Annotated in this window: 19 protein-coding genes and 1 tRNA gene; 2 read left to right on the plus strand and 18 right to left on the minus strand. The window is 25.9% G+C overall.

The annotated features are described in order from the left end of the window. Positions 1 to 2: 2 nt before the first annotated feature. The 4 genes from IGS63_RS11320 to IGS63_RS11335 all read right to left on the minus strand — a co-directional run bounded on the left by IGS63_RS11320 (position 3) and on the right by IGS63_RS11335 (position 4,332). The gene (locus tag IGS63_RS11320; RefSeq protein ID WP_190614950.1) at positions 3 to 1,271 is read right to left on the minus strand and encodes a glycoside hydrolase family 1 protein; all 1,269 of its coding nucleotides are present in this window, start codon (positions 1,269 to 1,271) and stop codon (positions 3 to 5) included. A gap of 76 nt (positions 1,272 to 1,347) precedes the next feature. Then, positions 1,348 to 1,437: transfer RNA gene (locus tag IGS63_RS11325), tRNA-Leu, on the minus strand. An 87-nt stretch (positions 1,438 to 1,524) separates the two neighbouring features. Beyond that, positions 1,525 to 3,108 (minus strand): DNA-binding protein, encoded by a 1,584-nt coding sequence (locus IGS63_RS11330; RefSeq protein ID WP_190614951.1) that lies wholly within the window; start codon positions 3,106 to 3,108, stop codon positions 1,525 to 1,527. 102 nt (positions 3,109 to 3,210) lie between these two features. Beyond that, positions 3,211 to 4,332 carry a hypothetical protein gene (locus tag IGS63_RS11335; RefSeq protein ID WP_190614952.1) on the minus strand — a complete coding sequence of 374 codons (1,122 nt, stop codon included), beginning with the start codon at positions 4,330 to 4,332 and terminating at the stop codon, positions 3,211 to 3,213. A gap of 84 nt (positions 4,333 to 4,416) precedes the next feature. Here IGS63_RS11335 and sdaAB point away from each other — a divergent pair, with 84 nt between their 5' ends. Continuing rightward, positions 4,417 to 5,076 (plus strand): L-serine ammonia-lyase, iron-sulfur-dependent subunit beta, encoded by a 660-nt coding sequence (sdaAB, locus tag IGS63_RS11340; RefSeq protein ID WP_190614953.1) that lies wholly within the window; start codon positions 4,417 to 4,419, stop codon positions 5,074 to 5,076. An 18-nt stretch (positions 5,077 to 5,094) separates the two neighbouring features. Here the strand turns inward: sdaAB and IGS63_RS11345 are convergent, their stop codons facing one another. The 14 genes from IGS63_RS11345 to secG all read right to left on the minus strand — a co-directional run bounded on the left by IGS63_RS11345 (position 5,095) and on the right by secG (position 20,284). After that, entirely contained in the window at positions 5,095 to 6,231 is a 1,137-nt protein-coding gene (locus IGS63_RS11345; RefSeq protein ID WP_190614954.1) for a glycosyltransferase family 2 protein, read from the minus strand. A gap of 2 nt (positions 6,232 to 6,233) precedes the next feature. Continuing rightward, entirely contained in the window at positions 6,234 to 8,105 is a 1,872-nt protein-coding gene (mutL, locus tag IGS63_RS11350; RefSeq protein ID WP_190614955.1) for a DNA mismatch repair endonuclease MutL, read from the minus strand. Then, the gene (rlmB, locus tag IGS63_RS11355; protein ID WP_190614956.1) at positions 8,105 to 8,833 is read right to left on the minus strand and encodes a 23S rRNA (guanosine(2251)-2'-O)-methyltransferase RlmB; all 729 of its coding nucleotides are present in this window, start codon (positions 8,831 to 8,833) and stop codon (positions 8,105 to 8,107) included. The genes mutL and rlmB overlap by 1 nt, the downstream gene beginning before the upstream one ends. Beyond that, complete coding sequence (locus IGS63_RS11360; protein WP_190614957.1) at positions 8,806 to 9,237, minus strand: Mini-ribonuclease 3; 432 nt, start codon at positions 9,235 to 9,237, stop codon at positions 8,806 to 8,808. The genes rlmB and IGS63_RS11360 overlap by 28 nt, the downstream gene beginning before the upstream one ends. Positions 9,238 to 9,247: 10 nt before the next feature. Next, on the minus strand, positions 9,248 to 10,354 hold the full coding sequence (glf, locus tag IGS63_RS11365; protein WP_190614958.1) for a UDP-galactopyranose mutase: 1,107 nt from the start codon (positions 10,352 to 10,354) through the stop codon (positions 9,248 to 9,250). 7 nt (positions 10,355 to 10,361) lie between these two features. Further along, positions 10,362 to 11,252, minus strand: coding sequence for a glycosyltransferase family 2 protein (locus IGS63_RS11370; RefSeq protein ID WP_190614959.1), 891 nt, complete (start codon positions 11,250 to 11,252; stop codon positions 10,362 to 10,364). Next, positions 11,218 to 12,297, minus strand: a complete 1,080-nt coding sequence (locus IGS63_RS11375) for a lysylphosphatidylglycerol synthase transmembrane domain-containing protein (protein ID WP_190614960.1) — start codon at positions 12,295 to 12,297, stop codon at positions 11,218 to 11,220. The genes IGS63_RS11370 and IGS63_RS11375 overlap by 35 nt, the downstream gene beginning before the upstream one ends. A 6-nt stretch (positions 12,298 to 12,303) precedes the next feature. Next, positions 12,304 to 13,458 carry a glycosyltransferase family 4 protein gene (locus IGS63_RS11380; RefSeq protein ID WP_190614961.1) on the minus strand — a complete coding sequence of 385 codons (1,155 nt, stop codon included), beginning with the start codon at positions 13,456 to 13,458 and terminating at the stop codon, positions 12,304 to 12,306. A 173-nt stretch (positions 13,459 to 13,631) separates the two neighbouring features. Continuing rightward, positions 13,632 to 14,684 (minus strand): S-methyl-5-thioribose-1-phosphate isomerase, encoded by a 1,053-nt coding sequence (gene mtnA / locus IGS63_RS11385; RefSeq protein WP_190614962.1) that lies wholly within the window; start codon positions 14,682 to 14,684, stop codon positions 13,632 to 13,634. Positions 14,685 to 14,697: 13 nt separating this feature from the next. After that, positions 14,698 to 16,344 (minus strand): hypothetical protein, encoded by a 1,647-nt coding sequence (locus IGS63_RS11390; protein ID WP_190614963.1) that lies wholly within the window; start codon positions 16,342 to 16,344, stop codon positions 14,698 to 14,700. Positions 16,345 to 16,401: 57 nt separating this feature from the next. Continuing rightward, on the minus strand, positions 16,402 to 17,895 hold the full coding sequence (locus IGS63_RS11395) for a hypothetical protein (protein WP_190614964.1): 1,494 nt from the start codon (positions 17,893 to 17,895) through the stop codon (positions 16,402 to 16,404). Positions 17,896 to 18,017: 122 nt separating this feature from the next. Then, positions 18,018 to 18,755, minus strand: a complete 738-nt coding sequence (locus tag IGS63_RS11400; RefSeq protein WP_190614965.1) for an S-layer homology domain-containing protein — start codon at positions 18,753 to 18,755, stop codon at positions 18,018 to 18,020. 95 nt (positions 18,756 to 18,850) lie between these two features. After that, positions 18,851 to 20,026, minus strand: coding sequence for a tyrosine--tRNA ligase (gene tyrS / locus IGS63_RS11405; protein ID WP_190616179.1), 1,176 nt, complete (start codon positions 20,024 to 20,026; stop codon positions 18,851 to 18,853). Positions 20,027 to 20,044: 18 nt separating this feature from the next. Continuing rightward, on the minus strand, positions 20,045 to 20,284 hold the full coding sequence (gene secG / locus IGS63_RS11410) for a preprotein translocase subunit SecG (RefSeq protein WP_190614966.1): 240 nt from the start codon (positions 20,282 to 20,284) through the stop codon (positions 20,045 to 20,047). Between the two features lie 244 nt (positions 20,285 to 20,528). On the opposite strand from secG, the gene IGS63_RS11415 reads away from it, so the two are divergent. Then, positions 20,529 to 21,515 carry a LacI family DNA-binding transcriptional regulator gene (locus tag IGS63_RS11415; RefSeq protein ID WP_190614967.1) on the plus strand — a complete coding sequence of 329 codons (987 nt, stop codon included), beginning with the start codon at positions 20,529 to 20,531 and terminating at the stop codon, positions 21,513 to 21,515. Positions 21,516 to 21,523 lie beyond the last annotated feature (8 nt).

Below are 21,523 nucleotides of genomic sequence, written 5' to 3' on the forward strand. Positions count from 1 at the left end.
TTTTATTTTATAAACATCATATTTGATTCAATTATCTTATTTTCTTGAGCTATTGTTGCATAAATTTTTCCAGAATTTCTTAAATAAAAATTCATATTACTATAATCAGTTTTATATAGGCCAAATCTCATACTTCTACCTTCTGACCATTCAAAATTATCCATAAGACTCCAGTGCATATATCCTTTTACATCTATTCCTTCTTTTATTGAATTTGCTATTTCATATAAAGTTCTCAATATGTACATTGTTCTATATCTGTCTTGAGAATCTGCTATTCCATTTTCTGTTATTATTATTGGCTTTTTATATCTTTTAAACCTTTTTAATACTTCTTCTATTCCTTCAGGATACACTGGCCAACCTATATCTGAAAGCATATCATTTCTATTTTCTATTATTATTTTATTCTTTGAATACTTAATATATCTTTTGGTATAATAATTTATTCCTAAAAAATCAAAGTCAGAATTAAAACTATATTTTTCGTTCTTTCCAATTGGTTTCTTTATTTGACCTTCTAAAATAGAATCAATAAAAGAATGATCAAAATATTTCATTACTTTTTTGTATGCTATTTGATCAAATATATTAGAACTTCTATATGGTTTATAAACAGCTGTATGTTTTGCAATTGATACTTTAGTATCAGGGTTTATTTTTTTTATTATTTGATAAGACGTATCATAAACATACAATAAATTTTTAAGTATTTTCATTGCTTCATCTTCATTTCTTTTTCCTGGCGGCCAAATTCCTTCAACATATGATTGATATGCATAAACTACTGGTTCATTTATTATTGTATAATATTTAACTTTATTTCCAAACTTTTTAATCATTTTTTCAATATACTTATAAAAATAATCTAAATTTGAACTTTCTTGAAATCCACCCTTTTTAGAAAACCATTTTGGAAGTGAAAAATGAAATAAAGTAACAATAGGTTTTATATTATTTTCCAATAAATTTTTTATAAAAGAATCATACATTTCAATGTATTCTTCATCAAAAGTATCTTCATTTGGTTGTATTTTTGCCCATTCTATAGAAAATCTATAAGTATTCATATTTATATCTTTAATCATTCTTAAATCCCTATCAAAATTATGTTCTGAATCACAACCTGGATCCGAATACGTATTATCTTTTATCCTACCTTTTTCATTTTCCCATTCATACCAATCACTATTTTTATTATTTCCTTCTATTTGGTGTGAAGAGGTTGAAACTCCCCACATAAAATTTTCCGAAAAAACAATATCCCTCATAAAATATCCCCCTTTTACTTCACCCAAAACTATTTTACCACAAAAAATAAAAAAAATGACCATAAAGGTCATTTAATGGTGCCGAGGGCGGGACTCGAACCCGCACGAGAGTATCAGTCCCAGTGGATTTTGAATCCACCGCGTCTACCAATTCCACCACCCCGGCACAACACAAAGTATTATACTATAAAATAGTTATTTTGTCAATACTCAAAATTTAAAACCAAAAGCTTTAAGCTTTTGGTTTTAGATTTTATTTATTTAATTCATTAAATATATATTTCAATACATTTTCTGCTAATTTTGAATCATCTCCCCATTTCCAACCATTGTGTAACATATCGCCTGCATCACCTGTTCCATCATCAAAAGGTGAAGAATCTCCTATTGCAATTACACTTCCTTTTTCAAAGTTTGTTTTTATCATAAATGGTTTGTTTTCTGATGTTCTTATCAATACTTTTACATCTTTTTTTAACACTTTTATTGAAGATCCATTCCACAATCCTATCTTTTTTATTCCTTTAGTTATTTCATCTGATAGTATATGGGCTAATGGTGCTTCTTCTAAGTTATCTCCTACAAATTCAAATCCAAATTTATCTACAAATTCATTAAATATTCTTACAGAATCCCATCCATTTCCATTTCTATCTGAATGTCCATGATCTGATATTATGAATATTCCACCACCATTTTTTACAAAATTAATAATTGCATTTATTTCTTCTTTTGTATATGGTGCATTAGGTTCTGGCAAAATTAAAATTCCAAAAAATTCTAAAAGTTCTTTAGTTATTTTCAATTTTTCTGAATAAAAATTCATTCCAAGTTCTTTTACTTTATCTCCAAAATCCGAAAAGGCTCCATCTGTTACCCAATCAGCATTCCCTGCTTTTTGAGCATGTGCTGCATCAAATAATACATTTTTTATTTTTTTGTTTTTTTCATAACTTACAGATATGGAACTCATATTTAATTTATTACCATTTAAATCTTGAAGAAGTCTAAATATTATTTTTTGATTATTAATTGGATTTTTTGCAGTGATTTTTATTATAGAGTCTGTTAAATACTCTACTTTTTCAACTGAATTTTTTAATATTCTAACAGTTTTATTTGCTTTTAAATTTCTTAATATTGGTTCATTAAACATTACTAATACAGTTTTATCATCTTCCATAGAATAATATCTTACTTTTGGTGGATATAAGTCTTCAGCTATTATATCTTTTTTATCTCTTGGCCATAACTCTCTTTTGGATAAGTATTGACCTTGTATTCCTGTTACTTCAATTTTTATTCCCTTTCTAAAGATAGTGGTATCTATTCCTGTGCCTTCACGTATCCAAACCATCCCTTCACCGCTTCCATCGTCCATTAAAAAGTCCTGTCCTTCTATTTTGGTAATCTTTCCAGAAACTTTTATTAACTTACCTTCATATTTTTCTTTATTTATATCATCTGTTTTTACAGATATTGGATTAATAATTTTTTTTTCTTTTGAAATTATTTCTATTTTATTCTTAGGATTATCAGGATCAACAACTATTTCTAGGTTACCTTTATGTTCCCATACATATCCATTTACTTTTACTTTATATCCTCTTTTTATATTCATTTTTGTTAAATCAATACTTTTAGTATAAATATCAACTCCTCCAGTTTCATCTTGAAGAAAGATATGATTAATATCATACAAACCTGGTTCAACTGTAACTATTCCTTCAAATTCAACTCCATCTAATTGTTTTTGACTTCTAACTTCTTCAATAGTCATTGAATATACTATTAAAGAAAGTATAGAAAACATTAAAATTAAAAAAGCTTTTTTCATTTTCAACCTCCCAATATTTTTTATATAGAACTTAATTATATCATAAAATCAACTAAAAAAGCAAAAGACAAATTTTAATAATTAAAATTTGTCTTTTGCTTTTTATTTTCTATTTAATAATATTATTAATGAATCTATACCAGTTGTTTCTTCAGAGTTTTTACTTGAAACAAAAAAACCAGATAAAATTAGTTTTTTATCATCTATAATTAATGAGTTTCCTATATCTGTTCCTAAAAAATTAGATAAATCTAGGTAATCTTTTTCTCCTTTTAAATTTAATTTTAAAATATATGAATCTTCATCATTTTTAGTAGTTATACTATAACCAGTTATGTATATCTTTTGATCTTTTATTTTAATATCATTTATTTCATCTAAAAATCCACTATCATACAATTTTGACCAAATTATATTTCCCTCATTACTCAATCTCAAAATCCAAATATCTTTATTATTTTTCTCATTATAAGATTCATTTGTTCCTCCAATAATTATAGAATTATCATAAATTTTTATTTTATATCCCTTATCATCAGATTTTCCACCGAATGTTTTTGTCCATAAAACTTTATTTTCTATTGTTCTAACTGATATATACATGTCTAATTTAGAATCGGTGTTATCTTTCCAACCTGTTATATAAAATGTATCATTATAAGTATCTACATCATTTATTTTTATAAAACCTTTTTCAATATTTTCAAAAGTAGATTTTTCATTTAGCATTTCATCATATATTATTTCTTTAAATATACTATTTTTCCCATCATATTTATCACAAAAAACAACTATATTATTTTCTTTATACAACATTTTTATAGGAGTATACCCATCTATAAAATAATAATTTTTTTTAATTATATTCAATTCATTATTTAATAAATAAATTGATGCATAGTTCTTACCTTCAAAATTATATTTTCCAAATAATACATAACCATTTTCTTTTTTTTCAACATTTATTAGTAAAAAATCATTTAATTTTACTTCTTTTATTTTTTTACCCTCTTTACTAAAAGTAATTATATTCATATTTTGTGTTTGTTCTACATTTTCAAAAAAAATATAAGTATCTTTTGCCATTAACGATGCAACAATTTTATTATCATTTATATTTCTATTTTCATAACGCCATTCCTCAATAAAATTTTCAAAAGAAAATGAATATATTGATATAAGTATAAATATAAAAAATAAAAACTTTGTATGTATTTTCTTCATTTTTTAATCCTCCCTTTAATATTAATATGTTATACTATATTATACATCAAAATTTATTTTATTTCAAAAAACAGGAGGGGTTTTATGTCTATATTAGATGTAATAGGCCCAGTAATTGTAGGTCCTTCTAGTTCTCATACTGCTGGTGCTGCAAAAATAGGGAAATTTTGCCACAATTATCTTGGTGGATTACCTGATTCCGTTGAATTTATACTTCATGGTTCATTTGGTAGCACTTATTTTGGGCATGGTACTGATAAAGCTTTAGTTGGTGGAATACTTGGATTCGATGTTTCTGATCTTAGAATTAAAAATTCATTCGAAATTGCAAAAGAATTGAATTTAAAATATTCTTTTTCTTCAGATGATTTAGGAGATGTTCATCCAAATACTGTAAGAGTTATTTTAGAAAAAAATAACTCGCTTTATAAAATAGAAGCAGCTTCTATAGGTGCTGGTGAAATTTTAATTACTGAAATAGATGGAGTTAAGGTTAATTTAAGCGGAAAATCTCCAACATTAGTTATTATAAATAAAGATGAACACGGATCATTAAGCTCTATTTTAAATATAATATCCAGTACAGGAATAAATGTAGCAAATTTATCTTTAACTCGTATAAGTTTAATTCTTGAAGAGGCCACTTGTGTAATAGAACTTGATGATATTCCAGAAAAATGCTTAATAGAAAGATTAAAACAATCTGAATTTGTAATATCTTGTAGATATATATCAAAAATATGAAATAAAGAAATCTTTATTTCATATTTTTGTTCTTTTTACTTTATACCATTTTATATTTTTTTTAATTGATTTAAACAAACTAAAAATCATATTAATATGTTGAGTGCATATCAAACATGGAATGACTATAAATATAATTTTAAATATGTTTAAATTTATACTTTTTAAGTTAAAAATATAACTACTAACTATAACACTCCATATAGAAAAATATATCGGCATTACAAAATATTTTATTAATTTTAATTTATAAAAATAATCTAAAACCACAAATAAAAATGGTGAAAAAACGATAAATAAGCCGATTATAAATGTTAATAGCATACTATAATTTCCTGATTTTATAAAAGAAATTGCTTCTTTTATACCTCCAATATACCATCTTGTATGTTGATTCCAAAGATCTTTAAAGTTTGTTGCATATTGTATTTTTACTTTTGGTTCTATTATAAAATATTCTTTTATTTTACTCTTTTTCAATTTCAATGCCATATGGAAGTCATCAACTAAACTATTTTTATCAAATGGGAGTTCTTTTTCTAAAGTTTCTTTTCTTATAAATAGTCCGTTTCCCATAAATATCATTTTTGAAAATAAGTTTGAATAAAACAGATTTTTAACAACTTCAAAATACAATCTTTGATATTCAAATATTATTTTATTTTGATAATTATATGGTTCAAAATCTGTAAAAATCATTTCTATTTTTTCTTTAGAAAATAATTTTACATAATTTTCTATATAATCTTTCTCTATTAATGAATCTGCATCTAAAAATAAAATTATATCTCCATTTGAATATTTCACTGCTTCATTTAAAGATTCTGGTTTTCCTTGCTTCCCTTGCTTTTTATATAAAAATAAATTTTTATATTTTTGCGTCATATTTTTTACAATATCATAAGTTGAATCTTTTGAATTATCATCTAAAACAATTACTTCTAAATTTTCATAAGTACTATTTAAAATATTAATTAAAGTTTTTTCTATTACTACTTCTTCATTCCATACAGGAACTATTACTGAAACAAAATTTTTTGGCTTTTCTAATTTTACTTGTTTTTTTAAAATATAAGTTTTTAATAAATTTTTATATCTACCCAAAACAGTAATTAACATTGCCAATATAAATATATTAGTATAAATATAAACCATTATTACTTCCTTTCAAAATATGTATCGAGTTTATTCAAATCTATATCCATTGCTATTGGTCTACCATGTGGACAAGTTAATAATTTCATATCCATCAAATTTTGAATTAATGTTTCTATTCCCACAATATTATCTCCTGTTTTTACTGCTGCTCTACAAGACATTGTAGCTATTGCATTATCGTAAATTTTATTCATATTTTCTATACCCTCTAATCTAAAATTATCTAAAAGTTCAAATACAGTGTTTTCAATATTTTCAATTTTAAACTCTGCTGGAACTCCTTTTATGTAAAAGACATCTTCTTTTTTTTCTATTTCAATACCAAGTTTCTTTAAGTTTTCTATATTATTTTTCAATGTTTCTTTTCTTAATTCATCTAATTTTATTTTTATTGGATTTAAAAGTAATTTTGTATTTATTTTTTTATCAAAAAATTGCTTTTTTAATTTTTCAAAAATAACTCTTTCATGAGCAGCATGAAAATCTATTAATTTAATTTTATTTTTAAATTCAAGAATTATATACCTTTTAAAAATTATACCTACTATTCTATAATCATCTACATCTTTAGTATTACTTATAAAAATTTGATTTTTTGAAATATTTTTTAATGTTGATTTGGGAGATTCATTTAAATTTTCCCAATTTAATTTTTTTTGTTCAGTATTATACTTAAAAGTTGACTTTTCTTGATTAAAATATTTTTTATTACTATCTTCAATTGAAAAATCATTGTTTAAAAAATTATTGTATGTTGTTTCTTTTTGTTCAACATTTTCTTTTATTTTATTTTCATAAAATCTATAATCTTCTAACTCATTACTATCTTTTGTGTTTTTTATATCTTCTTTTACTTCATTATCTTCATAAAATTCTAATTTAAATTCTGTTTGATTATCAAGTTCTTCTCTAATAGAAGTTTTTAATAGTTTTAATAATTTACTTGCATCAGAAAATTTAACTTCTAATTTTTGAGGATGTACATTAACATCAACTTCTCTTGGATTTACATCTATAAAAAGAACTCCATATGGATGTCTTCTTGTTTCAAGCATCTCACCATATGCTCTTTCAAAAACAGAAAATAAATCTCCTGATTTAACGTATCTTCCATTTACAAAAAATATTTGTGCACTTCTATTAAATCTTGTAATCTTAGGATTAGAAATGATTCCATTTATTTTTAACCAATTATAATTTTTATTTAAAATTATCAAATCATTATCTTTTAATTCTGGAAATAGTATTTTAAATTTTTCTTTTAAAGTATAATCTTTTGATATATTGTATATTTCTTTATTTTCTCTTTTATAAACAATAGATGTATCTGAAGATAATATAAATTTTTCTATTATTTCAGTTACCATTCTTCCTTCTGCAGAACTGCTTTTTAAAAATTTTCTTCTTGCAGGGATATTAAAAAACAAATCTTCAATTTCTATCTGTGTTCCTACACTTGCAGAAACCTTTTTTTTATTTACTTCTTTACCCCCAATAAAACTTATCATTGTAGCAAGTTCTTCATTATTTGTTCTCGAGGTTATTTTCATTCTTGAAACTCTACAAATTGAAGATAAGGCTTCTCCTCTAAACCCATATGTTTCAAGATTATATAAATCATCTATTTTATTTATTTTACTCGTTGTATGTGGTTGAACTGCATACTTTATCTCTTCTTCATTCATACCAATTCCATTATCAATTACTTTTATAAGCGATTTACCTCCATCAATTATTTCTACATTAATAGCGGTAGCATTTGAATCTATTGAATTTTCAATTAATTCTTTAACAACAGCATACGTACCAGTAATAACTTCACCAGCTGCTATTTTCATAATTGTTTCATCAGAAAGTTTGTGTATTCTCATTACTTACTCCTAATATCTCTTTGTTTTTTTGCTTCAAATAAAATTATTCCACAACTAACTGAAACATTTAATGAATCAACATTATTGTTCATAGGAATTGATACTATACCATCTGAATGTTTTTTTACATTTTCTCTTACGCCTTTGCCTTCGTTTCCCATAACTATACAAGTTCCATATGTCATATCGAGTTCATAATATGGAGTCCCTTTCATGTCTGCAGAATATACCCATATATTTTTTTTCTTTAATTCATCTATTGTTCTACTCAAATTTGTTACTTTTATTATTGGAAGTTTAAATATTTGTCCAGCAGATACTTTTATTACAGTTGAAGTAACTTCTACCGAATTATTTTTAGGTATAATAATAGCATCTACTCCACTTGCAACGGCAGATCTTATAACTGCACCAAAGTTATGAGGATCACTTATTTGGTCTAAAATAACTATTAATGGTTCATGATCAACTGAGTTTAAAACATTAAGATCAGCATAATTAAATTCTCTTCCAATATCTATAATAACTCCTTGATGTTTTGTTGTTTCAACTAATTCTTCAAGCTTTTCATTATCTAAAAAAATATGGCTTATTCCAAGTTCACTAACTTTTTTTATTAATTTTTTTAATTCAGAATCTATATTTTTACTATTCGTAAAGTAAACTTTTTTTATACTATATTTTGCATTTAAAATTTCTTTTAATACGTTTCTTCCGTATGCATACAACTTTCAATCACCTCAAATATTTTTAGAAGCCTATCATATCTTTCTTTTAAAAATAAATATCCTACAACAGCTTCAAATCCCGTTGATTTTCTATAATTTAAATCATTTCCTCTTTTTTTAGCTCCTTTAGAGTTCAATGCTCTTTTATAAACACCAAACTCTTCTTCCGAAAATTTATCTAAAACTTTATCAATAAATTTAGAATGAGCTTTAGCACTAATGAAGTTTATCGAGTCATCATTTATTTTTCTTGTTTTTTTTCTTCCATCTTCTAAAACCTTCATTTTATATCTAAGAGCTATTACTGCATCTCCTATATATGCAAAGTTATCTATTGGAATTTCCCTAAAATCAGCTAAATCTAAAAAAGTAAATAATTTTTTTAGATCTTTAAACTTATCCAAAATTACACCTCTATTTTATTAAGTACTTTTCAACTTTTTCAAATGCAGCATTAATTACTTGATCCATATTATAGTACTTATATTCAGCAAGTCTACCTATAAATAAGTATTTTCCAGTTTTTTCAAGTTTATTTACCTGTTCCATATACTTGTCTTTTTTATTCATGTTTTCTTCTGTCATTACTATATAATATGGTTCACCTTCTGATTTTGGATATTCAAAACAAACAGTTGTTTTGTCAGATTTTTCATTTAAAAAATGTTTAAATTCTGTTATTCTCGTCCAATCATAATCATTTGGATAGTTCACTGTAGCTACTGGTTGGTATTCTTTTTGATCTAATGTTTTAAACTTTAAATCCAATGATCTATATTCAAGCTTTCCATATTTATAATCAAAAAACTTATCAAGTTCTCCAGTATAAACTGTCAATTCTGGTTTAAACATATCTTTTATGTTAAAATAATCTTCTCCTGTTAACACTGCTATATTTTCGTGGTCTAAAATATTTTCAACCATTTTTGTATATCCATGAAGAGGTATACCTTGATATTTATCTGCAAAATACCTATCATCTCTATTTTCTCTAACAGGTATTCTTTTAGCTATTTCTGCTGATAGTTCTTCTGGATCTCTTTCCCATTGTTTTATTGTATAATTTTTAAAAAACATTTCATACAATCTTTCTCCAACTTGTGATACAACAGCATCTTTAAAGTTTTTTGGTGGATTATTGTATTTTGATTTTTCAACTTCTTTATTTAAAAATTCTCTTACTTCATTTGCTCCTATTTCTATTCCATATACCTTACACAATGTATCTCTATTTATTGGAAAAGGTATTAGATCACCATTTGCATAAGATAATACTTTATGTTGGTAAAAATTGAAATCTGTAAATTTATTTAAAAAGTCCCAAACTTTCTTATTTGTTGTATGAAAAATATGTGGCCCATAGGTGTGTACTGTTATTCCATGCTCATTTTTATAATCATGACAATGACCTGCTACATGTTTGTGTTGTTCTACAACTAATACTTTTTTCCCTTTTTCTGCAAAAATTCTTGCTGATGTCGCACCTGCAAGTCCTGCTCCTACTATTAATATATCATACATTATTTTTTCACTCCTTAATTTCTTTTTGCCCTGGTTTTACTATCTTTCCATATACACAATTTAATCCATCTTCCAATCCTTTTTTTGCAAAAGGTACTGTTTCGGGATTTATTCTTTTCCACATTTTCATATCTAATTTAAAGTATAATTTCAAGAAAAATTTTACAAATTCATTATTTTTATACATTAAAAAAGGATTTCTAAAGATATAATAAATTTTCCACAAAGGTAAGTTTAATTCCTTCTTTTTTAAGATATAATCTAATTGAGTTGTCCAAACTGGATGAAATATATAACTTCCAATTACTGTTTCAACTCTATATCCCATCTTCCAAACTCTATTTGTATACTCAACATCATCTGAATAAATAAAAAAATCTTTTTCAGGGAAACCTATTTTACCTACTACTTCTGTTTTTATAAAATATCCAACAAAAGTTCCAACTTTTCGTTTTTTAGCAGTTAATTCAAAAGATTTTCCATTTATTTCATCAAATTTTTTTCTATCTAAAATTCTTTTGTTTTGCAAAACTCCTATTTTTCTTTTCTTTTTTTCAGAAAGACTTTCATAATACGCAATTAATGTTTCTAAACTATTTTTAGCTGGAAGAGCATCATCATCCATTAGCCATATCCAATCATATTCTTGTTTATCATATATATGCTTTATGCCAGCATAAAAACCTCCAGAACCTCCTAAGTTCTCATTTAAAGTTACTACTTCTATGCATTTATTCTTTTCTTCATAATTTTTTAAAATCTCATCTGTTCCATCTGTACTTGCATTATTCACTATAATTATCTTATCTGGTCTTCTTGTTTGTTCTAACATAGAATTTATCGTATCTACAAGTAATTTTTTCCTATTGAAGGTTACTATCAACCCTGCTACTTTCATTCATTTTCCTCCTTGATATTAAAAGAACTATTATTTGAAATGCTATTTGTAAGTAATATGTTGTAAATCTCCATAAAAATATAGCAGCTGTCACATAATGTGGAGTTCCAACAAAACCTACAAGAACCATATTGTATATTCCTTCAACTCCACCACTTGACCCCGGCGTTGGTACATAATAAATAACAAAATTTAATAAAATAAATATTAAAAACAAACTAAAAAAATCAAAGTTCTTGCCTGTTAAACTTGTCAAAACTACAAAAAAAGCATACGTCTGAAAAACTGCACTTAACACGCCTAATGCAAAATCTATTAAAACTATTAAAAATCTTTCTTTCCATAAAAAACTAATACTTTCTCTCAATTCATCTGTCCAATTTTCTAAATTTTCTAAGAGTTTTTTTCCTCTTTTAAACCTAAATATTTTATTTAAAAAATGCAACGTTCTATATATTATTTTAGGATTAATAAAAATAGACAAAATAAAAATGGTTATTCCCATAGAAGCAATTAATCCAATTATTAAAACCTTTGAACCTAAAAATTCTCCATTCATTATTTCAAGAATTTTTTTTAAAAATATTAAAACAGTTACTGTAGAAAAAATTAAAAATTCTATTAACCTTGAAAAAATTATATTAGTAGAAGTCTTTGAATCAACTCCTAATTTTGTTAAATGATAAATTTGATAAGGTTGTCCACCACTTGCCATTGGAGTTAAATTTGCTATAAAATAACCAGAAACACTGTTGTATAAAGCATCTTTAAATTTTATTTTAAAATTCATACTTCTCAACACTAATTTTGTTCTAAAAACATCTATCAAATATATTAATGAGTAAATCAAAAATGCTTTTAAAACAATTAAATAATTTGCATTTTTTAATATAGAAATTATACTTTTAAAATCTGAAAAAAAAGCCATTGAAATATTTGTCAACAAACCTATAATTATTACTAATACTATATTTATTAAATACTTTTTTTTATTTTCAAATGGATTATCATTATTATTATTATTATTATTATTATTATTATTCATATAAACTCACCTTAAATATTTTTCATAAACTTTTATCATTCTTTCAACAAAAACTTCCATTGAATAGTTTTTAGATATTTCCACTGCTTTTTTTGACATTTCTTTTCTTTTTTCTTCATCATCTAATATTTTTATTACGCCTTCCCACATTTGACTTTTATCTTTATATTTATATCCATTAACTTCATTTAATATCATTTCATCAATACTTGGATCATCGTATGCTACTACAGGTAATCCACTTGCAATAGCTTCTATAAAGGTCATAGGATGAACTTCACTATGTGATGCACTCATGAATATATTAGATGCTCTATAAGCTATTGAAATTTCTATAGGCCACTTTAAATATCCTGCAAAAATTACTTTGTCATCTATACCAAGTTTTGATGCATATTTTTGAAGTGCATGCTTTTCTGGCCCATCACCTATTAATAATAATTTAATATCTTTTCTTTTTTCATTCAAAACTTTCATGTTTTCTAAAAGCTTATCAATACTTTTTTCTTGTGCTATTCTTCCTACAAACACAAGAACTTTTTCATTATCTTTTATTCCAAAGTTTTTCTTAAATATCTTAACCTTTTCATCTATATTTTCAACTTCTGGATTATAAAATTTTGATAGATCAATTCCATTTGGAACAACTTCGATAGGTTTACTTACATCATAGCCTAATAAAACATTTTTTATTTTATTTGAAGGAGCTATAACTGCTCTTTGTCTATCACAAATTTTTTTCATTTCTTTTTTTAAATAAAACTTTGAAACTTTTTCAAATAAAGGTACATAATGTAAATATTCTTCATAAAAAGTATGTGTAGTATGTACTGTAGGAATTTTTAACTTTTTAGATATATACTTTGCATAAGTTAAAAGTGAAAACTCTGTATGAGAATGTATTATATCTAAGTTCAATTTTTTTACTTTTTTTGTTATGGTAGGTGAAACAGGAACTCCCAATCTATGCTGTGGTTCCCAAATAAATTTTATTGAGGGTAATCTAAAAACATTATCCATAGGCATAGCTTCTGGATGTTCTACAGTAAATATATATACATTGTGTCCTTTTTCTTTCAATCCTTTTTCTAAATTTCTTATAACAGTTACAACACCATTTACTTGTGGTACATAAGTATCAGTAAAAATACCTATATTCATTTAAATTCCTCCTAAATAAAAATACATTAAAAAAATACATTAAGTATATTATACCAAATAAAAAAATCATATTTGAAACAATTATATTAAAAATAAAACCTAAATACTATAATATTATACACTAAAATTTATTTTTAGTTAAAAAAATAAAGAAGATGTTATTAACATCTTCTTTAATCTTCAAATAACTTTCTTAAATTTTCTTTAAATGGTGGTTTTACAACTCCTTTTTCTGTTATTATTGCAGTTATTAATTCATTAGGAGTCACATCAAAAGCTGGATTAAAGACTTTTACATTATCTAGAACCATCTTTGATTTATGACAAAATCTAACTTCATTGTGACTTCTTTCTTCTATTGGTATTTCTTCTCCTGTTGGTGTATTTAAATCTATTGTAGAAAGTGGAGCAGCTATATACATTGGAATTCCATGCTTTTTAGCAAGAATAGAAACTGAATAAGTTCCTATTTTATTTGCAGTATCTCCATTTGCAGCTATTCTATCGGCACCAACAATTACTGCATTTATTTTCCCTTGTTTCATAACCCAACCAGCCATATTGTCTGAAATTAAAGTTGTATCTATATTGTCTTGCATCAATTCCCAAACTGTTAAACGAGCACCTTGTAAGTAAGGTCTTGTTTCATCTGCATATACCTTAATGTTTTTGCCTGATTCAATAGCTGCTCTTATAACTCCAAGTGCAGTTCCATAATCAACAGTGGCAAGTGCGCCTGCATTACAATGAGTTAAAACTGTATCGCCATCTTTTAATAATTCTGCTCCATTTTTTCCCATCTCTTTGTTTATTTTAATGTCTTCTTCAGCTATTAAAAGTGCTTCTTTTTCTAAAATCTTTGATACTTCTTTTAGATCATTATTTTTTATTACATCATTCATCTTTTTTTCCATTCTATCTAACGCCCAAAATAAATTTACTGCTGTTGGTCTCGTTGCTGCTAAAACTTCTTTTACTTCTTTCATTTTATCCATATAGTCTTTTTTTGTTAGTGTTTCAAATTGAAATGAACCAAGAGTATATCCAAATCCAGCTGTAGCTCCAATTGCTGGTGCTCCTCTTACTATCATATCCTTGATACCAACTGCAGCTTCTTCAAATGTCTTACATTCAACATATAATTCTTCTACTGGTATATATCTTTGATCTATGAGTATGAGTGTATCTCCTGTCCATTCCATAGACATTCCTTTTAATGTTCCCATAAGTATTTCCTCCTTATAAATCTAAGTATTTGAGTATTTTAAAATATATGTACCAATTAATTTTATCATCTTTTTCATTAAAATTTTTAAAATAAGGATCTCCATATCTTCTATACTTTCCATCATAAAATGCTAAACCAAAGTTTATATCATTTTTTTTCATATATATTTTTCCTTCAAAGGTTTTAGTAATATTTGAAAAATCAATACTTTCATCTTTTTTATACTGATAATCATAGTATCTTTTTAAATCAAAATTAAATACACCATATTTAATTTGTAGTTCTGGCATTAAAGTCACATCTGTTGTTCCATTTTCTTCATACATTTTAAAATCAGTTTTAAATATTACTGGTCTTAAGGTGTATCTTCCATTTAGATTTAAATAAAATGCATCAGAAAGTTCTTTTTCTTTTATACTATTTAGTTTCACATAATAATTATTCAATGCATACAATGAAAAATCTTTAGTCACGTAAAACAAATCTAATCCTGCATTTATCGTAGAAGCTTCTTTTGTCAATAACCCCAATCCTTTAAACTCATATCTTTTTTTCATGTAATGATCGTATCCTAATGTATTAACTCCATACCACATTTTTTTATAGTATAAGTTCACATGTGGCTTTACAATAATTCCTCTCATTGGAATTATTGTAAGATTATAATATGTATCAGTTAAATAATAAAGGTTCATTTCTTTTTCTATACTTTTATATTTATAATTAATAAAATCTGTACCAGATGTAATTGTCGTTGTTGAAGTGGTACTTTCATCTGATAATTCTTGAGTTATTAAATTATAGTTTGCACTTATTATTTCGGAATTATAAACTGCAGAAGTATCTGCTTTATAATAAACAGAAGAATTACTCCTAAAACCCTTTAAAAAGCCTGTTTTAAATGAAAAATTTAAATTTCCATAGTATTCTTCTACATTGTATTCAAATTTATTGCTTCTTATATTATTTTCAATACTTCCATATACATATGTCTTTATTGTTGCATTACTTCCATCAATAGTTATTTCTTGTTTTGAACCATCTTTAAATTCATCATATTTTTTTTCATCTGAAGAAGTAGAAAACTTTCCTCCTTCTGTTTTTAAAGTTTTATTATTATACGAAACCTTAAAAGTATATCTATTTCTATTGAAGGTAGCATCTTGCGATATTCCAAATTCATCATTTTTTATTATATTTTTCAAATCAAAATCTTCATTTTCCGTTCCCATAAAAAAATTATTTAAGTTTTCTCTATACTTACCATTTAAATCCTTATAATAAACATACCAATTTTTTGTAAGAATGTAAGGATACAGCCTAATTTCTCCATTTTTATAATAATCAGTAACTAATGAAAGTTGAAAGTTTTGAAACTTTATATCGAGTTTCCCAAAATTAAGATAAAGATAGTACTTTGAATTAGTACTATATAAATATTTAAAGTCAAGATTAACAACAAATTTTGGCTCTTTTAAAAAATCATACTTCATTTCTCTTGTATGAAAGTACATCTTAAAATCATTTTCTGAATCTATACCATCTTGATTAAAATATAAGTTGTATTTAACTTTAAAGTATGAATCTTTAAAATCAATAGAAAAGTTCATACTCATTAATATTAATAAAAACACAATACTAAAAATTATTTTTTTCATAAATACCCTCCATTAAAAAAACCCGGCAAGAATATGCCGGGTTTGATTGTTTTATTATTAGAATGAGTAACTTGCAAAAGCTGATAAATACCAGTGAATAGCTGCAAAGTCTCCCCAGTTTGATTCATTTCCTAAGTGTCCACCAAGTGTTAAGATTGAATTTGGTTTGTAGTTAACACCTAATTCATAAACTGGTTTAGAAACTTCTGAAATTACTGAATAATTTCCATCTGAATCTTTAGCATAGTTGTAAACAGATGCTGTCATTTCTACTTTATCCATTGTGTATGTTAAGTTTGCTTCATAAGCCATATATTTCTTTGTTAAATCAGAAAGTGCATCAAATGCTACATTTGCATTTCCTAAATCCATAACTTGTACAAAGTAATCAAATGAAAGATTATCCATTGTTGTGCTACCATTTAATTTTGCTGTAAATGTGAATGGAGTTGCTGCTTCTGATCCATCAGTTTTTTCAACATTAACATATACATTTGCTAAATCTACTGTTGTATCTGTTAATTTTACACCATATTTATAAGATAAGCTAGAGTCTGCCATAGCATAAGTTACTGTATCATAAACTTCTAAAGTTGTTTTATTCATTTCAGCTTTAAAGTCAACTCCACCATTTGCACAAGATGCATCTGATGTGTAATCTTGATGAGCTAAAGGTAAGTTAGCAACATCTTTTCTGTATTTCATAGAAACGTGTGGAGTTACTGTCATTGTTGGAGCTGAAGTTAAATTGATATCTTTTGAATATGATGCGTCAAAACCCATTCCTGAATTTTTAGCCATCATACCATATGCACCATTAACTGTTAAACCATCTAAATCATTTGCACCAGCAAATTCGAAACCAGCTGCATAACCAATTGTTGTTCCTGCTGTTGTTGGAGTTGAAGTAGCTCCAGCATCAACATCAATATTTCTTGATCCTGCTTCTGCTGCCCACATAGCTGCAGAAAGATTTAATGTACCAACTGAAACATCTAATGATTTTTTTGCACCAAAAACATCTGCCCAAAGCATTTCACCAGTTTCTGTTGAATGCTTTGATTCTTTGTTATCAAGTGTTATGTAAAGTAAGTCTGCATTTAAGTCTTTTAAATTAACTGTTAAGTATCTTGTACCTAAAGCTTCTGTAGGATTTCCATCACCATCAAGTTGGTTTCCTAAGAAATATTTATTTAATGTATCTCCATAAGCACCATTGTTGTAATAAGCTTTTAATAGATTATCTTCATATGTTGCTGAATATAAAGAAGCGCCTACATAATCGCTACCTTCTTGCATTGAACCACCCAAAGCTAAGGTCAATGTTGCATTATCAGATGCAACTGCATCTATAGAAACACTAAAACCCCAATATGCTTGGTATTGAATCCCATTATTCAAATAAAGATCTAATCCTGTTTCATCAAAGATAAGACCAAAAGTTGCACTACCTTCAATAGCTGTTGTTAAAGATGGACCTGTTGCTGTTATACCAGCAAATGCGGCTACTGCGAATACAGTTATGAGCATTACTGCTAAAAGTTTCTTCATATAAACTTAACCCCCTTCAAAAGTTGTCTTTTTGTTTTAAACCTTATTTATTATATCAAATACATTTTTATTTGTCAATAGAAGTTAACAATTCTGGCATAAAATGCCAGAATTGTTTTAAATTATTTTACTATAATTCCAGCTACACCTAAAGCAGCGGCCACAGCAATACCTATCCAAATCATTGTATGGTCTGTTTTTCCTTCAAGTGTTGTAACTTTTTTATTTGTTTCTTCTACTTTTGAGCTTAAAGAAGCCATATCTGTTGTTGCTTCATCTAATTGATCTTGTAAGTCCAAAAGATCTTCTGTTAAAGAATTTGCCATATTTTTTCCTCTATAAGCTGCCATTTTTACGTCATTATAAGAGGCTTGTACTGATTTTAATAAATCTTCATACTTTTTCCAACCTTGATCTACACCATCAATTTTTTTATCTAATTCTTTAATTTTACTGTTTAATTCATCGATTTGTCCAAATGAATCATATTTGAGTTTTAAAATATTTCTTGTAATTCTTTGTTCAAATTCTGGTATTCCTTCTAATTGTTTTGCTAATTCTTCTGATTTCATATTTGTAGCTTTAAGTAAATTTTCTACTCTTTGAATATCTTCATACTTTGCAATCATTGGAGAATTTTCAACATAAGTTAAAAGTCTTGTCAACCAAACTGATGCATCTGCTCTCGTAAGTGGTTGAAATCCGTTAAAGCTATCTTCATCTGTTGGGATAATCCCTTTTTCCGTAAGATTTGTAACATAATCATATGCCCAATAATCTTCCGTAACATCTTTAAAACCTAAGGAAAAAGCAGCAATTGCCACAACAAGAACAACAATCAATGAAATGAGTTTCTTCATCCTTCCTTACCCCCTTTAGTAAAGTGATTTTTTGTTTAAGAATAAATTCCCACTTAATTATACTACATAAATAGCTTTTTTTCAAAATGGTTAATTTAACAAATTTTTATTTTAAAAAATTTTCTTTTACCAACTTTCAATATATCCCCATCTGAAAGAGTTAAAGTTGTTGTAAAATCTGTTATTTTTTCATTGTTTAGTTTAATGCCACCTTGTTTTATTAACCTTTTTATTTCACTCTTACTTCCAAACTTAGTTTTGAAAACTAACTCAACTATATTTATTTCTTTTAAGGTTTCTAGTTCTGGAATTTCGTCTGGTAAATCTTTTTTTCTAAATACATTTATAAATTCTTGTTCTGCATAATTAGCTTTTTCTTCGTTGTAAAACATTTTAACAATTTCTTTTCCAAGAATCATTTTTATATCTCTTGGATTTACTCCATCATTCATTTCTTTTTCATACTCTTTATAATTTAAATCTGTTAATAATTTCATGTATTTTATTATTAATGTATCTGGAATAGACATAACTTTTCCAAACATATCCTTTGGTTCATCAGTAAAAGCAATATAATTATCAAGACTTTTACTCATTTTATTGTGCCCATCTGTTCCTTCAAGTAAAGGTAATGTAACTACAACTTGAGGTTTCATACCAGCTTCTTCTTGTAATTTTCTTGCAACAAGAAAATTAAAAAGCTGATCACTTCCACCAAGTTCAACATCTGCCTCTATTGCAACAGAATCATGACCTTGAGCAAGAGGATACAAAAATTCTGCAACACTTATAGATTGATTTTCTTTATATCTTTTATTAAAATCATCTCTTTCAAGCATTCTCGCAACCGTATACTTTGCAGCCAATCTTATTACATCTTCAAAATTCATTTTATCAAGCCATTCACCATTGAATCTTATTTCTGTCATTTTTGGATCAAGAATTTTAAAAACTTGTTCCTCATAAGTCTTGGCATTTTCAAAAACTTCTTCTTTTGAAAGCATTGGTCTGGTTTTACTTTTACCCGTTGGATCACCTATTCTTGCCGTAAAATCTCCTATTATTAATACTATTTTGTGACCTAATTTTTGAAAATCTCTTAATTTTTTCATTACTACAGCATGACCTAAATGCAAATCCGGTCTTGAAGGATCTGCACCAAATTTTACTCTCAATTGCTTTTTTTCTTTTAATTTTTCAATAAATTCTTCGTCTGAAATAAAATCAATAGTATTATTTTTTATTATTTTTAATTGTTCTTCAGGAGTTATATCAACCCTCTCCTTTCTTTATCTAGTTAAAAATATTGTTGTTACAAAACAAGATATCATGAAAAAAATCCCAAACCACATTGCCAATTTTGCTGCTGGATCGAATCCTTTTTCTCTACCAAATTGAGTATTTGCTGCTCCACCACCAAAAGCACCACCTAATTCAGAATTTTTTTGCATTCTTTGTAATGCAAAATAAATTAATCCTAAAGACAAAATAACGTGTACAATAACAAATATAATTCCAAGTGCACTCATCTTAATATCCTCCTTCAACTTTTTATTAAACTTTATCACTTACGATTATACATTATCAGAAATTTATTTTCAAGTCAAATGATAAAAAAATTTTAATATCTTTAAAAATTTTACTGATTTCATTTTTTATTTTATTCAAAACATCTATAATCTCTATTAAATATCTATAAATATATTAGTTATCTTTTAATTAAAAGGTTAAAATAAAAATAGAAAACGATTTCATTTTTTAGGAGGAATTTTTATGATTAACAAAGAACCAACAATAAAAGACGTAGCAAGACTAGCAAATGTTGGTATAACAACTGTATCAAGAGTATTAAATAATTCAGGAAAAGTTCACGAAAAAACACGAGAAAAAATATTAAGAATTATAGAAGAAATTGGATATGTTCCAAATATGAATGCTCGTTTTTTATCTAGTAAAAGAAGCTATTCATTATCCTTTGTTGCCCCCGATGTTGGAACAAAATTTTTTGGAATAATGTATACTGAAATGGAAAAAAGACTATCTTTAAATAATTATAGATTAATTTATTTTCCTTTAATCGATGATTTTTCACTTCAAATGATAAAAAGGAAAACCGATATAATTTATCATACAGATGCTGTTTTTTTAGCTTCAATACCTGTAAAAAATATTTTTAAAGATAAGATTCCAACAAAAAAGTTAATACTAATGGATTCTAAAGATGAAAGATTTGATTCTGTTTATGTTGATAACTATAAAATTGGACAAATGGCTGCAAAATACTTATTAAAAAATTCTGATAAAAACACTGAATTTTATTTAATTACTTTTAAAGAATTTAAAAATGAGTTCAATTCAGGCGTTTTTGAAAAAAGGGGTCAAGGATTTATTGATACAATTGGAAAGGAAAAAGTAAAAGTATTTTATGGTGATTTAAGATGGAATGGTGGATATAAAGCATGCGAAAAATTATTTAAAACAAAAAAAGAAAAGAAAATAGCTGTTTTTACAATTAGTGACATTATTGGATATGGTGCAAAAATATTTTTTGATAAAAATGAATATATTCCTAATAAAGACTATAATTTAATTTCCACAGATGATTTGCCACAAAGTAAAATAATAGGTTTAACAACTATAAGGCAACCAATAGCAATGATGGCAAAACAAGCTTGTGAATTATTTTTCTCACACTTAAATGGAAGAAAAGAAGTTGAAAATATAGAACTTGAATCAAAATTAATTAAAAGAGAATCTTGAGGAGGGAT

This window comes from Tepiditoga spiralis, assembly GCF_014701195.1.
GTDB lineage: Bacteria > Thermotogota > Thermotogae > Petrotogales > Petrotogaceae > Tepiditoga > Tepiditoga spiralis.